Source organism: Shuttleworthella sp. MSX8B (assembly GCF_000524295.1).
GTDB classification, from domain to species: Bacteria; Bacillota; Clostridia; order Lachnospirales; family Lachnospiraceae; genus Shuttleworthia; species Shuttleworthia satelles.
Genome location: NZ_JAQT01000020.1, coordinates 1 through 14,823, shown reverse-complemented (window position 1 = coordinate 14,823; position 14,823 = coordinate 1). Strand labels below are relative to the sequence as shown.

Annotated in this window: 11 protein-coding genes; all 11 read right to left on the bottom strand. The window is 52.8% G+C overall.

Annotated features, from left to right (window positions below):
• Positions 1 to 118: 118 nt before the first annotated feature.
• On the bottom strand, positions 119 to 988 hold the full coding sequence (locus HMPREF1508_RS05220; protein ID WP_044960129.1) for a carbohydrate ABC transporter permease: 870 nt from the start codon (positions 986 to 988) through the stop codon (positions 119 to 121).
• Positions 988 to 2,037, bottom strand: a complete 1,050-nt coding sequence (locus HMPREF1508_RS05215) for a carbohydrate ABC transporter permease (protein ID WP_044960127.1) — start codon at positions 2,035 to 2,037, stop codon at positions 988 to 990. Before HMPREF1508_RS05215 ends, HMPREF1508_RS05220 begins: the two co-directional genes overlap by 1 nt.
• A 103-nt stretch (positions 2,038 to 2,140) precedes the next feature.
• Positions 2,141 to 3,445 (bottom strand): ABC transporter substrate-binding protein, encoded by a 1,305-nt coding sequence (locus tag HMPREF1508_RS05210; protein ID WP_044960125.1) that lies wholly within the window; start codon positions 3,443 to 3,445, stop codon positions 2,141 to 2,143.
• Positions 3,446 to 3,762: 317 nt separating this feature from the next.
• On the bottom strand, positions 3,763 to 4,956 hold the full coding sequence (locus tag HMPREF1508_RS05205) for an AI-2E family transporter (RefSeq protein ID WP_044960123.1): 1,194 nt from the start codon (positions 4,954 to 4,956) through the stop codon (positions 3,763 to 3,765).
• Between the two features lie 114 nt (positions 4,957 to 5,070).
• Complete coding sequence (locus HMPREF1508_RS09680; RefSeq protein WP_049906903.1) at positions 5,071 to 5,763, bottom strand: phosphatase PAP2 family protein; 693 nt, start codon at positions 5,761 to 5,763, stop codon at positions 5,071 to 5,073.
• A 126-nt stretch (positions 5,764 to 5,889) separates the two neighbouring features.
• Complete coding sequence (locus HMPREF1508_RS05195) at positions 5,890 to 6,678, bottom strand: hypothetical protein (protein ID WP_044960122.1); 789 nt, start codon at positions 6,676 to 6,678, stop codon at positions 5,890 to 5,892.
• Positions 6,679 to 6,754: 76 nt separating this feature from the next.
• Positions 6,755 to 8,281 carry an MFS transporter gene (locus HMPREF1508_RS09675; RefSeq protein ID WP_198015576.1) on the bottom strand — a complete coding sequence of 509 codons (1,527 nt, stop codon included), beginning with the start codon at positions 8,279 to 8,281 and terminating at the stop codon, positions 6,755 to 6,757.
• A gap of 14 nt (positions 8,282 to 8,295) precedes the next feature.
• On the bottom strand, positions 8,296 to 8,544 hold the full coding sequence (locus HMPREF1508_RS05180; protein ID WP_198015574.1) for a hypothetical protein: 249 nt from the start codon (positions 8,542 to 8,544) through the stop codon (positions 8,296 to 8,298).
• A gap of 294 nt (positions 8,545 to 8,838) precedes the next feature.
• Entirely contained in the window at positions 8,839 to 9,462 is a 624-nt protein-coding gene (locus tag HMPREF1508_RS05175; RefSeq protein ID WP_044960118.1) for a class I SAM-dependent DNA methyltransferase, read from the bottom strand.
• A 367-nt stretch (positions 9,463 to 9,829) separates the two neighbouring features.
• Entirely contained in the window at positions 9,830 to 14,266 is a 4,437-nt protein-coding gene (locus tag HMPREF1508_RS05170) for a Cna B-type domain-containing protein (protein ID WP_044960117.1), read from the bottom strand.
• Positions 14,267 to 14,512: 246 nt separating this feature from the next.
• A partial coding sequence (locus HMPREF1508_RS05165; protein ID WP_044960115.1) for an LPXTG cell wall anchor domain-containing protein occupies positions 14,513 to 14,823 on the bottom strand: 311 nt, incomplete at its 5' end.

Below are 14,823 nucleotides of genomic sequence, written 5' to 3'. Positions count from 1 at the left end.
TGTCTCTTATATTTCGGCCAGTAAATCCGCCTGCCGTAGAGCATTGCAATGGCCACTCAGCGCACTGACGGCAGCCTGATCACAACCATTCCGTCCTCAGAGAACATTGCAAGGGACTTTAGCCCTTGACGGCTCCCTCGACCATGCCCTTCATGATCTGCTTCTGGCCGATCAAAAAGACGACGATCATGGGAACGATTGCCAGAAGAGCCGCCGACAGGATCAGGTCCCACTGCTTGACATAAGACCCGACGAAGGCCTGCACGGCGACGGGCAGGGTCTTGATCTTACCGTTGAGCCCCAGCATCAGAGAGGGGAGGAGAAAGTCGTTCCAGATCCACATTCCGTTTAAGATGGTGACCGTCGTAATGACCGGCTTTAAGAGCGGGAGGATAATCCGAAAGAAGGTCCCCTCGGGAGAACAGCCGTCAATGGCCGCCGCCTCCTCCAGATCATAGGGAACTCCCTTGATGAAACCGGTCAGGATGAAGACTGTCATCGCTCCTCCAAAGCCCAGATAAGCGAAAATAATGCCGGGGATCGACTGCAAAAGACTGATACCCACGAATTTCCCCGCGTCCCGGAAGGTCGAGATCAGAGGAAGCATAACAACCTGGAAGGGAATGATCATGGACGCGATAAAGACCATGTAAATGGCCGCGGCCCACTTCTTGCGATTGTTTCTGGAGATAACCCAGGCCGCCATGGATCCTAAGACTGCCAGAAGCACCAGAGAGCAGACTGTGATCACAACGGAGCTTCCGAAGGCGGACCAGAAGCGGAAGTTCGAATTATTGACGACACTGTGCAGGTTGCTGATCAGCTGGCTGAAGGAAGCCCCTGCAAAGGAGACCGGGTTGGCCACAATGGCGCTCTGCTTCTTGAAGGCATTTAAGACAACCAGATAGAAGGGAAAGAGAATATAGACCGCAATCACAATTCCCAGAAGGGTTAAGAGGATTTTCTTAATCTTGCTTGACGTACTCATTACAGCTCTACCTCCTTACTGTTCATCGTTCTCACCTGGATGAGCGATACCGCCGCCAGGATAATAAAGAAGAGGACTGCCTTGGCCTGGCCGACCGCGTAGCTGTTCTTGGAAATGGCCGTATTATAGATGTTTAGGGCCAGCATCTGGGTTCCGTTGGCCAGGTATCCGCCCAGGAAGCCATCCACGGATCCGGTTCCATTGGTCAGGGCCATGTTGACGTCGAACTGCTTGAAGGCGGAGGTCAAGGTCAGGAAGGTGCAGATGGTAATGGTGGGCATGATCAGGGGAATTCGCACATGGAACAGAACCTGTTTGGAATTGGCTCCGTCGATCGAAGCCGCCTCGATCACATCCTTGGGCACCTGGGTCAGACCGGTGATGTAAATCAGCATAATATAACCGGCATACTGCCAGATATAGACGACGATAATTCCCAGCATGGCCGTCTCTGTATTGGCCAGGAAGGAGGTCTTGGTCATCTGAATCAGGACATTGTTGAAGACGAACTGCCAGATATAGCCGAGTACGATCCCTCCAATCAGGTTGGGAAGGAAGTAGGCTGCCCTAAAGAAGCCCGTTCCCTTGATCGCGGAAGTACAGAGCAGAGCCAGCGCGAAGCCGATCAGGTTGACCATGATAATATTCAGAATCACGAAGAGGAATGTGATCAGCACGGACCAGAGGAAGGCTGGATCGTGGAACATACTGGAATAATTCGCCAGCCCCACGAACTTGGTGATCTTAATCCCCGTCCAGTCCGTAAAGGAATAGCCCACGCCGAGAACCAGAGGAATAATCACCGTCACGGCAAAGGCAAAGACCAGGGGAAAGAGAAAAATAAAATAGACAATTCCCCTGTGGTACCTCTGGCTGGGAAAACGGTAGAGGCCATAGAGAGCAGCCAGGAGGCCGATAATCAGCATTGCTCCTCTTGCGCCAAATTTTATCCCTGTAATATCAATGATCAGCGCGCCTACCATAAGAACAATTCCCGTGGTGAGCACGCCGATGGAAATAGGTTTTTGTATCGCGGAAGTCTTATTCATCCCTCTTCCTCCTAACTCTATTCCGGTGCGTATTCTGCCGGATTGATTGTCAGTTCTGAAACTGGAAAAAAGGGGGGCCAGGCCCCCCTATTCCAAGCAGCGCTTACTTGCTGTAATAATCCTTGATCGTTGTCGCCATCTTATTAGTGAAGTCCTCAGGAGTCGCAATCTTGCCCTGTGCAAAGTCGTTGAAGACCTGACCAAGCGCGTTCTGAGCCAGACCCTCCTTGTTGCCGGGCCAGGTCCAGCCGGAGGTCTTGCCAGCCTTCTGATAATCGGTCAAGGTCTGAGCGAAGGGATCAGACGCAACGTACTTGGAAGACTTGAAGGGGCTTACAAATCCAGCTTTTTCAACCAGGATCTGCTGTCCCGCATCACCCGCGCACCACTGGAGGAACTTCTTGGCAGCATCGCTGTTGTCGTTCTTGGTGACAGCCCAGTAAGATGGAGAGTCAGACTCCAGACGATCCATACCTTCCTGGAAAGCGTATGGGAGAATACCGCACTTGAAGTTGCCGGCCGCCTTATAAGCGTCCTTGTCATCCTTGCCGGTCATCGTCGCGCCGATCCAGGATCCCTGGGTGACAAAGGCGTACTTGCCGGAGGCGAAGTTCAAGATCTGCTGATCATAGGTACCTGAAACCAGAAGCGCGGGATCCGAGTACTTATTGAAAAGAGCTACCATCTTGGAGAAGTCGTTGAAACGGGTCTTGTCGATCTCTCCCTTGGAGAGCATGTCAAAGTACTTGGTATCACCTCTCTGCAGACCGCCGTCCTGGTATGCGGAGAAGATGTGGTTGCCGGTAGACCAGTAGAGGTTGACCGGCTCAGCGGAGTAGCCCAGCACTGCGGTCAATCCAAGCTCGCTCTTCTTGGCGTCCAGAGTCTCGAAAGCCTTCTTCATGCTCTCAGGTCCGGTAATGGACTTGGGGTCAATGCCCGCCTTCTGCAGAATGTCAGCGTTGTAGCAAAGGCCGATCGCCTCCTGGGTGTAAGGGAAACCGTATACCTTGCCATCCTCCTTGTAGGCCAGCTCCGTGTCCTTGGTCCACTCCTGGTCACTCAGGTCAACGATGTTGCCCTTCCAGTTCTTGAAATCACTGGAGCCGCCGCACACAAAGATGTCGGGCATATTCCCGGCCTGATTGTAATTCTTCAGCTGGCCCTGGATATCGACTCCGCCGCCCATGGACTCGATGGTGACCTTAGTCCCGGTCTCCTTCTCATAGGCCTCGGCCAGCTCCTTGAGCTGAGCATCGACCTCGATCTTACCGTTTACCAGGCGAAGCGACTTGCCGGAAGAATTGTTATCACCGGATGAGGACCCGCCGTTACCGCCGCCGCAGCCGGCGAACACGGAAGCAACCATGCAGGCTGCCATTACAAGAGCTAGCGTTTTTTTCTTCATATTCCCTCCTACTATGACCCAGTGAAAAAACGATTCCAACGTTTCAAAAACAACCGGGTTCAATGTTTACAAGAGGTATTATAGCACTTTGCTAAGGTCTTCCACGAAATATTGCCCTCTCCCGGTTAATTTGGTTAGGCTCACAGATTTCTCTTCTGACTTTTGTGCATTTTGCCAATTGAAAACCTTTCCAATATCGTCTATAGCCCTATTTTTTCTTCAAAAAATGGTCATTTTGTCAGTATTCCCCTGAGATTGCTCCTTTTCTGCCCATAGGATTCGGTAAAATTCTGAATTCTTCAAAATCAATCGCGCAATCACTCACGCGTCTCTTTCTCCCCGTCTGTCGCCCTGTCAATCTTCTTGCCCAGTTTCTCATCCGTCTCCTCGCACCGCCAATCGACCAGCTTATCAAAATAGATGCGAATCAGAGAGGCCACAGGAACGGCCAGAAACATGCCGGTCACCCCGCCCACCGCGGATCCGACCAAAAGAGCCGCGATCACGAGAACCGGGTGAACCGATACGGCATTGGAGAGAATACGGGGATTGATCACATTGCCGTCAATCGTTGTGACGACGAAGACCGCGATCAGGGCGATCAGCAGCTTGCTGTGATCCTGGGCGAAAACGCAGACGAAGGTCACGGAGACGTAACCCACGGCCGGCCCTACATAGGGGATCAGGTTTCCGATTCCCATCATCATGCCGATCAAGAGGGCATAGGGGACCTCGATTAGAGACAGGATAATAGACATGGTCACGCCGACGAAGACGGCGTCCAGCAGCTGACCCCGAACATAGCCGATGAAGGCGTGCCCGGCATTTCCCAGAAACTCCATGAAATAGCCGTACTCCCGCTCAGGCAGGATAGACTTGGCCGCCTTGGTCCAATAGGCGATAAAGCCCTCATGATCCGCCATGAAATAGATGGAGAAGATCAAGCTGAAAAAGGCGGTGGTCATGAATCCCGTGACCCCTTTAGCCGCGCTGGTGGCGGAATTTCTCGCCCAGTTGGAGGCGTTATTGACCGCCTCCTGGAGGAAGGACCGGTCAATATGAAAACGGTCCATCACCTCCGTCACCAGACTCCAGATCCCGGAAATCGACTCCTGGAAATTGTTGGCGATAATCTTCAAGTTCTCCACACTGACCGCCTGCAGGCTGTTGGTCAGAGAGGACAGAAGCAGGGAGGCCACAAGGAAGAAGACCAAAAGCGCGGCCAAAACCGTAATTGCCACGGAAAGACCGCGCGTCCTGTGCTTGCGCAGAATGGGGACGTGCGAGAACCCCCTCTCCAGCCTGTGCACCACGGGCGAGAGCAAAAGAGCCACCATGATCCCGAAGACAAGGGGCTTTAGGATTCCTGTAATCCACCCGATGAAGGTGCCCGCCTGCCAGAGAATCGTATCCATGTGCCGATAAGCCCAGACCATAATCAGCATAATCAGAAAGGTCAGGAGAACATAGCGCATGATTTTATTGAGAAAGTTATCGTTGAAATTCTTCATGGTTGCCTCTTCTTCTGACAGATTTTACTTAGAAAGCGGCCCGGTCCCGTCGCGGCCTTTGGCTTCTTTCATCCTTTAGCCCATGATACGTATTGGGCATTTTCATCCTTCGGCTCATGATGAGGCTTTTTCCCCTCTCCCCAGATTTCCCAGGTGGAAGTGACAGGCAAGGGCATACGAAAAAACGGCCAGAGCAATTCCCGCCGGAATGTCGATGATAAAATGCTGTTTGGTCGTCACCGTGCTGATGAAGATCAGGATGCAGAATATGCCGGTAAAAATCTGGTATCCCCTGGAGATCTCAGGCCTCTTATAGACCACCAGAAAATAGGAGGTCGAAATCAGACAGTGAAAGCTGGGAAGGAGATTGGTCCCATAGGTCAGCCCATCCGCAGCATAGGTCCACTGCAGAATTCCGTTGAAGAAGCCCGGGTTATTGTTGAGCAGTCCCTCCGCAGCCCGATTCATCCCTGTGGGATAGAGAACGAAGACGGCCGCTCCGATCAGCTCCGCAATCACGACCCCCGCGATGAAGTCACGATAGTGCGCCTTGTCCACCTTCGAGGCCGCGATCGGCCCTATGATCCAGAAGATATGGCTGAAGAGATAGATGATAATCCAGAACTCCGGCTGCAGGGGGATCAGATCGTCGAGCAGGGGGATCTTGGTCGTATGCCAGACCACCCCCACCCGCTCCTGATACATACGGATCTGCTCATAGAGCAGGTTCTGCAGGGCATAGAGCAAAACAGCCGTCAGATATCCATACAGTGGAAAACCCAGCAATTTTTTTTCGAGGAATTTCATGAATTCGTTTCCTTCATACGTTTTTTGGTAAATCTTTTTGTCCCTTTTTTACCTCCTTAGTTTAATCGGTCGGGACTGGAAATGCCACTGTTACCTGTCCGACTCCTCATCTGCCCCTACAACCTCTTATTCTTGTTCGGTATCATCCAGTTCCACATAGGTCTTCTGACTGGTGAACTTCCCCTCCTGCACTTTCTTCGCGATTTCTTCCTCGCTCATACCGGTCGCCGCCTTAATCTGCGCAATGGCAACATCCTGATAGATATAGGCTCCCTTGGGATCACAGAGGAAGAGATCCGAATAACAGACCGTACGGTTCAGATCCAGAGGCTCTACCTCGATTACTTCAGCCGCTTCCATAAGACCGCTCCCTGTTCTCTTTGCATCCTGCAGCGCTGTCAGAAAAACCTCCAGATTCCCTTCAAAAAAGTCTGTCAGGATCTGGCGGACTTTCGCCTTCCTCTCATAATCTGCCAGAAGTGCCTTAACCTGATCTGGGCTCATGTAGACGCCGGCAGCGTAATTCTCCGTCAGCTTCTCATGCTTTGGTGATGGAATCCAATCCGGCAGGAAACTCCTCCAGGAACTGCAGTACTCCCCCATCTGCGGCTGCCTGTCCAGGAGGAAAGAGTAAGCCGTGCCGCGAACATACTGGTATCTGGTAAAGAAACCGCTGATGACAGCCATCCCATAGAGCAGTCCCTTCTCGGTCGGCTGATTGGGATCCCAGCTGGCCAGGGTCTTCATGATATCAATGTACTTCTCCGCGAAGAACTTCTCCTGCTGCTTGCTGCGTTCCTCAGCGACCCTCCGGATAAGGCTGTCATCGCCCTCTCTCAGCGCCTTCATCGGCGCGAAAAACCACGCTTCCATCTCATCCTCTCGAATAGGATGATAACTGATATCAAAGCCCATTTCCCCTCCTTATCTCCCTTGACCGTCCGTCCTCTGCCTGCAGAAGATGATGACGAACGTCCTCCGAATTCCCCTCTTATAGCTCTCTTATCTGCTCTCCCCAGCGGAGGAGGGCCAGATAGGTTCCCAGGCTCAGGCACATGGCCAGGGGCAGAATCATCATGCCCATCCCGTATCCGACCCGGGCAATCACAAGTCCGAAAATAGCATTGAACGCAATATCAAACAGGGTTCCTGCACTCATAATCGCCCCCGTCGCAGTTGTTGTCAACTCCCTGTGAAAGTAGAGCTGAATGCACATTGTCATGGTCGGGTAAATGACAGACAGACCCAGCCCTGCCGCGAACAGGAGAAAGAAGGCCCGCTGTCCCAGAACAAAGGACAGGATGTAAACTGCCGTACCGGATCCAAGAAAAATCAGAAGCGCCTTTCGAATTTTCAATTTGGCGATCACAGGGGCAAAGAGAAGGCGTCCCAGCATCATACCCCCGTAGAAAAGACTGGGGATGAGGGCCGCGTCCCGGGCGCTCATTCCCAGCCCGTCACGACAGTAGATATTCATCCAGTTCATCACCCCGTGCTCGCCGATAAAGTAGGTGCCGAAAATAAGAATAAAGAGCCAGAAGGCCGGTCTGTGCAGAATCATGATATAGGGAGCTTCTTTTTCTTCCGGATAGGGAGGCTTCTTTCTCTCTGAGGCCCTCCCGGTAGCTTTCTGAGGAATTCCCTCTCCTGCCTCCGCCCTGTCCTTCTTATGGATGTTTCCGGCAGTCTCCCCGCTGATCCTCTTATTAATTTCTCCAGCCGCTTCCTCGCTGACCTCCCTACTGAGTTCTCCGACTGTCTTCTCGCCGACTTCCCTACTGATCTCTCCGTCCGTCTCCTCGCCGACTTCCCTACTGATCTCTCCGGCCGCCTCCTCGCTGACCTTCCTACTGATCTCTCCGGCCGCCTTCTCTCCGGCCGCCTTCTCGCTGACCTTCCTACTGATCTCTCCGATCACCTCCTCGCGGATCCTCCTGTCGTATGAGAGACCGGCATCCCCAGATGACAGTCTTGCGAAGGCGAGCAGGGCGATGACCCCGATCAAGAGGAGACCCAGGCTGACCAGCTTCCAGGCAAAAAAGGAGGTCGCAAGGCGTCCGATTCCGCCCTGGGTAAGCGTTGTCCCAATCGCCTGGATAAAGAAGAGAATATTGATTGCGGCCCCCGGCACTGTAAAAAGACGCGGACTCATGACATTCATCAGCATATTCAAAAGGGTCGAGGTCCCCATGGCGAAGAAGACGCCGACCAGAAGAGCCGGGTAGTGATCGGTCAGAAGATAAAGTGCCTCCGCGCCTATCCAGCAGCAAAGAGAGCCGCAAAATGCCCTCCGAAGGCCGAAATGATCGGAAAGCCTCCCTCCCAGGAGCATGAAGACGAAATTCCCAATGTAGCTGACGGTAATGATCAGGGACAGCTGCGAGGTGTTGAGGGCAAAGTGCTCTCTGAACACAGGGGCAAAGACGCCCCGCAAGGCGTCGCTGCTGCCCAGCCCCAACATCAGGAGTCCCAGGATCAGATAATAGGCTATCGTCCGGCTCTCAAACTTTGATTTCACGGTCTCTTTCTCTCTCATTCTTCCGACAGCTCAGAAAAGCAGTCATTTCTCACACGGCGGCAGGACTCAAATTCCACCGCCTCGCCGAACGAGCCCCCTGCCTTATCCGCAAAACGGACGGAACAATTCTCCATCGCCAATCCATCCACGTGACGGAACAAAAAGCCGCTGCTGTGGCGCGCTTCGATTCCCTTACCATAGCCCGGCCGCAGGTCATACATCCCCTTGGGCCACCTGGATTTGCTCGACATACGCACCTGCACATTGCGAAGATAGACATCCTGTATTCTATCATCTTCTCCTCCGACTTTTCCTTCAGATTTTTCTCTGAATTCCGCGCCGGATTCTTCTCCGAATTCTACTCCGGATTTTTCTCCGGATTCCGCGCCAGATTCTTCTCCGAATTCCGCGCCGGATTCTTCTCCGAATTCTACGCCGGAGATTCTTCTCCGAATTCTACTCCGGATTTTTCTCCGGATTCCGCGCCAGATTCTTCTCCGAATTCCGCGCCGGATTCTTCTCCGAATTCTACGCCGGATTCTCCGCCTGCTCCTCTCCTATTTTTTCGCGATAAGGACAATCCAGGGCTTTGAGGGGTGGTGGGTCACCTTGATCTTGGAGAATCCGGCCCTCATAAGATCCGCCTGAATTTCTTCTGGTGTATAGCAGCGCATGCCGTCGATGATCTTCTCAAAATGCCTGCCTGCCGCGTCCATCCCGTCGCACTCATTGACAATCAGGAAAATCCCGCCCGGGCGCAGGACGCGGGCCACCTGTTCAAAACATCTTTCCAGTCCGGGCCAGAAGTAGATGGTCTCAAAAGCCGTGGCCAGATCAAATGTCTCTGGATCGAGACTCAGCTCCGAGACGTCTCCCCGAATAACCCGACATCTTCCCTCCTCAATCTGCTTTTGGTTATATTCTCTGGCCTTCGCCACAGAAAGGGGAGAATAATCGACAGCCGTCAGATGAGCCGCAGGGTATCGCCGCAGCAGCTCTCCCGCGTTTCTTCCCCCTCCGCAGCCCAGATCTGCAATCTGCTCCGCCTCGATCCGCGGCAAATGCCGCATGCCCCAGTCCGCCATCTTCGCGTGACCGCGGTTCATACCGGAAATCATAACTTTCCCCAAAAAGCCTGCCGGCTTCCTGGTCTGATTAAAGAAATCTCTCAACAGTCCCATCTTTCCCTCCTTCTTCCTGCTCTCTTTTTTGCGCCTTTCCCCTCTGCGTCTCTTTTAGCGAAAGAGTACGAAAAGAGATGACCTCTAAAGGTCACAAAAAAGCCGATTATCTGATCTTTTTCTTGCGCATCTGCTGTTCATCATCTGTTATGCGAAGCTAACGCTTGTTTAGATTATGACCTATTTCCGACCATTTGAAAATATCCGTATGATGAGGACCGCATTGCACACACATGTCAGAAACTGCGTACGTCTTAGCGCCATGAACACTGGCAATAAACCGCACAGAGACAAAGCGCACAGGAAAGAGCGCGCAAGTCATCAGACTCGCGCGCCCTTTCTCTCAATCAACTGTTTTCGTCTGTGGTTACCTGGTCTGTCTTCTTCTCTTTCCGGCCAGAAGGCTGGCAGCTACTGCCGCAAGAAGCAGGAGCGATCCATAGAGAGGAAGGTTGCCCAGATCTCCTGTCTTCGGAGCCTTGGGGTTCCTGGGAACGACATTGGGCTTGGGTGAAGGCTTGGGCTGATCCTGGGTATTGGTGATCACAAAGCCATTGGCAGCATCTCCACTGATGCTTGTCGTATAGCCGGCAATCGCCTCCTCCTCAATGGTGTACTTGATCTCCTGACCATCCTTGTACTGGTCCAGGTTGGCGAAGGTGTACTGCCATTGATTGTCCCTGGACAACTTCTGGCTATCCACCTTCTGTCCGTCCGCGTAGAGGTTTACCGTGACGAACTCTGCAGGATCTCCGATCCACTTCTTAGTCACTGGAACAGAGACCTTACCGGTAATGGTATTGGTCACCTTAAAGCCATTCTCTGCCGTTCCGGAAATGCCAGTCACATAACCCTCTACCTTAACCTCGTCTAAGGTGTAGGCGATCTCATGACCATTGTTGGCGTCATACTTGGGCAGATCAGCAAAAGTGTGCTTCCAGCCCGTATCCTTGGTCAGAACAGCGGTGTCCTTGACGGTGCCGTCTGCCAGGAGCTTCACGGTTGCCGAATCAGCCGCCTTGCCGACCCAGGTCTTGGTCACCGGAATGGAGATCTTCTCCGTATTGGTGTTCTTAACCGTGTAGCCGGAGGTCATATCGCCACTGATCTCGGACTTGTAGTTGGCGATCGGGTCTTCCTTGATCGTGTACTTGATCTCAACGCCATTCTTGTACTTGTCAAGATTAGCGAAGGTATGCTTCCACTGGTTGCCTGCGTTTAAGGTGACAGCTTCCTTCTCCGTCCCGTCAGCGTACAGATGAATCTTCGCGGAATCAGCTGCCTTGCCGACCCAGGTCTTGGTTACGGAGACAGAGACCTGACCGGTGATGGTGTTGGTCACCTTAAAGCCATCCTTGGCGTTCCCGGTGATTTCGGTCTTATAGCCCTCTACCTTGACCTCGTCCAGCTTGTAGGCGATCTCATGGCCGTCATTGATATCATACTTGGGAAGGTCCGCAAAAGTATGCTTCCAGTTCGTTCCCGCGGTCAGAACAGCGGTGTCCTTGACAGCGCCGTCGGCCAGGAGCTTGACGGTCGCGGAATCGGCGGCCTTGCCGACCCAGGCCTTGGTCACATCAATAGAGATCTTCTCTGAGCCGGTATTGGTAACCTTAAAGCCCGTGTTCGCGTCTCCGCTCACCGCGGACCGATACTGCCTGCCACCGATCTGAATCTGATCGTTGGCATCCAGTCCTTCCTCCTTGACCGTATAGTTATATGCCTGATGGGTCGCCGGATCCTCTGAGGCGATGTTGCTGAAGCTGCCCTTCCAGTTCTTGGCAGCGTCCAGGGTAAGCACTTCATTGGTCGCCTGCCCGTTCCGGTAGAGACGAACCTGTACTGAGTCCGCGCTGTGATCTACAGCAGCGCTGCCCAGATCCTTCCAGACCTTCTCGACCGGGATATCCACCGCGGTCGTCTTGAAGCTGACGGCAGCGGACTGTCTGGTCAGTGTGGATGTATTCCCGTCGATATCGTAGTCCAAGACAGGAGAGATGACATTGATCTTCCCGTTATAGGTCGGTGAAAGAGTCGGACTGACCTCATAGTTCAGGTCAATGGTGCCTCCATCCCCAATCGCCAGAGCCTTTGTCGATTCAAAGACAGCCATATCTGCCTGTGCGGGATCTGTCACCACATCATAATCGCCGGGCTGAGGTGCCTGATTCATGGAGTAGGTCTTACCCGGGTGGAGCTTGATATACTTGACCGTGAAATTGGAGGTCATACTCGTGCCGGTCAGTTTTAACGGCCACTGGGTCTTGCCTTCCGGATGGTATCCCAAGCCGTTGTTCTTGTTCTCTGAGAAGAGCGGGACATAGAGCGTTGTGTGCTTGACTGTCTTGGTCGTATTATTGCGCACAACAATCCTCTGCGTCACCTTGCCGCCTCTGTCAAGAACCGGTGTCGTTGCTTTCTTCGTGCTCTCTGAGCTCGGATCATAGATATAGGTCTTAGGCCCCTGGTCTCCATCCGGCACAATCAGTTTGGAATCCGCTCTGACCTCATAGGCCTGGTTGACCTTAATCCCACGTTTCTCTGACAGAGAAGACATGGTCTCTCCGCCGTTGACGGCGTTACCGAAATCAGCCGTATACTTTTCCGTTGTCGAATTGGCGCTATCCCAACGCATGCCCTTAAGCTTGGCTCCGATATCCTTGAAATCCTTGGTGGTCATCCCGAGAAAATCATTGATATGGTAGGTACCGACTTTGGCGTCCGTGTTGGTCGTCACATCCATGCTGATCTCAGATGTCTTCCAGGTGAAATCAGGCTGATACTGGCCCCTGGTCTCCTGCCCGATATCAAGGGTATACTTCCATACCTTGACCTTCTCGGTACCATGCATGAACTCACCTACATAGACGGGCTTGGACAGTTTTCCATTGGTTACCTTGAGGTTGGAGTAACTGAATCCCTCGGGCATCGTCACATAGAAGACAGGCTCCTGCAGGGGATTCCAGTCCCAGTTCGCGTCGCTGGTCTTACCGGAGATGTGGAACTTATCTCCTCCGTTGATCTGGGACTTGTCAATGCTTCCGATCCCGTTGACAACCTTGGGAGGTCCTGATTTGCCCAGCACTTCATAGGTATTCGCAGCCTGAGGCGTGGTTCCCGTGTTATAGAACTTAATGGTACTCTTGACGTCGGCATCCGTCCCCTTCTTCCAGCTTCCGAAGACGCCGCCGGGCATATATGACCAGCCGTAATAGGCGCTCTCATCAATGAAAGCTGAATTGCGGCCGCCGGGCTTGACATTGTAAGCCTTTGTCTCGGGATTATAGTCGTAATTGGTATTGTCCTCATACCTTATCCCGTTCCAGCTTCCGGGGATCGTCCCGAGATCAACCTTGATGGTCTTGATGGAGTCGTTGATCCCCAGACCCAGGTCGGTATTCTTAATTAGAGTCGAAACCCCATCGTGCTGAAGCGAGTTCGGATCAATCGTCCCGCTCCTGCCGTCTGCGGAAGTCCAGGTCAGCATTCCGTAATGCATCCCGGCCGCATAAGGGATCGTGACGCCACGGATAATCGCCGTATTAGCTTCATCCAGATTCATTTCCAGAGTTTTGGGACGAGAGGCGGTACCCATCTCATTGCGAATCATCAAACCGCCAAAGCGCACGTTATAGGTGTCATACTTTTTCTTGGCCCAGTTAGGCATGGTATCGCGCACATTGACCTTGGTGAGAAGCTCCGGAGTGGAACCGTCCAGAATGGTGATCGACAGATCCTGCTCCTTCGTCGTAGAAGTCCGGCCGATATTCTCGTTCCAGACTGTCTGACTCAGATTCTTGAGCTTGACGGGGAAGGTTGAACCATTGGGACGGGTCGTTGTGCTCGGAACTGTGAATCTGGGTTTCAGACTCAAATTGCCCATAAGACGCCCGCTCTCCGGGAAGGTCACCCTCGTCGTCTTGTTGGTCCCATCATCTGTGGTGGCGCCAATGACGCCGTCCATGTGATAGATGCTGTCCTCTCTCAGTCCATCGAACTGTATGTCGCTGGGATAGACGACATCAATTGTAGTGCTGCTTCCGGCCTTGGTCAGAAATCCTGTTCCGGCCCCGGTTGTCCCTACAGACAGCTGGCTGGTCTGTCCGCCCTTGGTGACAACCTCTGAGCTGACATCGGGCCAGAAGCCGAGTGTCGGTGCGTCCTTCGCGTTGACCGGATAGGACTTGGCGTCGACAGAGCTGCTGCTGTCTGTCCGCAGGTTCAGCTTAATGACATTGGCGAGAATCTGGTTGGCGTCCATATTCTCATAGGCGTCATCCAGGCGGAACTGAATCTCCTTGGTAGAGGCAACATTGGTCAGGGAGTACTTGCTCTTAAATGAAATCTTTCCTGTCTTGGATTTGCCCACCGTGGGAGGAGTCGCGGACGGATCTGCTGTGGACGCAGGATACCCATAGGGTGAGTCCGCGTTGCCCGTCGGCGACAGAGTCAGCTCCTCAAATCCCGTACTGCTGATCGGTCCTGTCTTCCAGGTTGAACCGGGCAGAGACATATAGTAGAGTCCATTGCCCAGGGTCAGATCCATATAGGTATGGGAGAACTGCAGACCAGCCGGTACGGAGTAGGCTACATTCAGATAGTAGTCCTTTCCCGCCTCCAGACTGGGCTTCCCGCCAGCCAAAAGATCTGCCTTGACATTTCCTGCCGTGTCTGTCACTTCAATTTTCGTGAATTTCAGGCCGGTCGTGTCTTCTGCGTGTACTGACATGGTATTACTGAATATCGTAGTGACCATTGTCAGCAAGGAGATGGCAAAAGCCAATAGTTTCTTTCCTTTTTTCATAACACTCCTTTACTGATCTGCCTTTTAAAAAGTTGCCTATGCTTCAGAAGACATTATACATTTTTCACAATTTTTCCGCAATTTCTTTTTTAACAAAACACATTTCCCGCGAGGATTCGGTTATGACGAACCAAAAATGACTGTCCAACTCGCTCTTTCCCTCAATGGAAAGATACGAGCTGGACAGTCGATCTCTTATCATCAGAGCTCTCGCTCAGGTTCTGTGAATTCAATCCTCAGAATTCTTTATCTGTCGGTCTTTCTCTTCCTGCCAAATGCAACCGTTCCGATAACCAATGCCCCGAGCAGAATGCTTGCATAGATGGGAAGCTGTGTCTGGTCACCCGTCTTGGGCGCGATCTTGCTATCCTTGACAGGAACCACAGGCTTGTTGGGCTTAGCGGGATCTGCCGGCTTTACAGGCTTACTGGGCTCTGCGGGCTTATTGGGCTTGGGGGCAGGGGCAGCCTTATACTTGAGGGTAAAGCTGATATCCTTGCTGGTCGGGTTGATCGCGTCCGCACCTGAGGGCAGCTGCTCTGCCTCCCAGTTAAAGC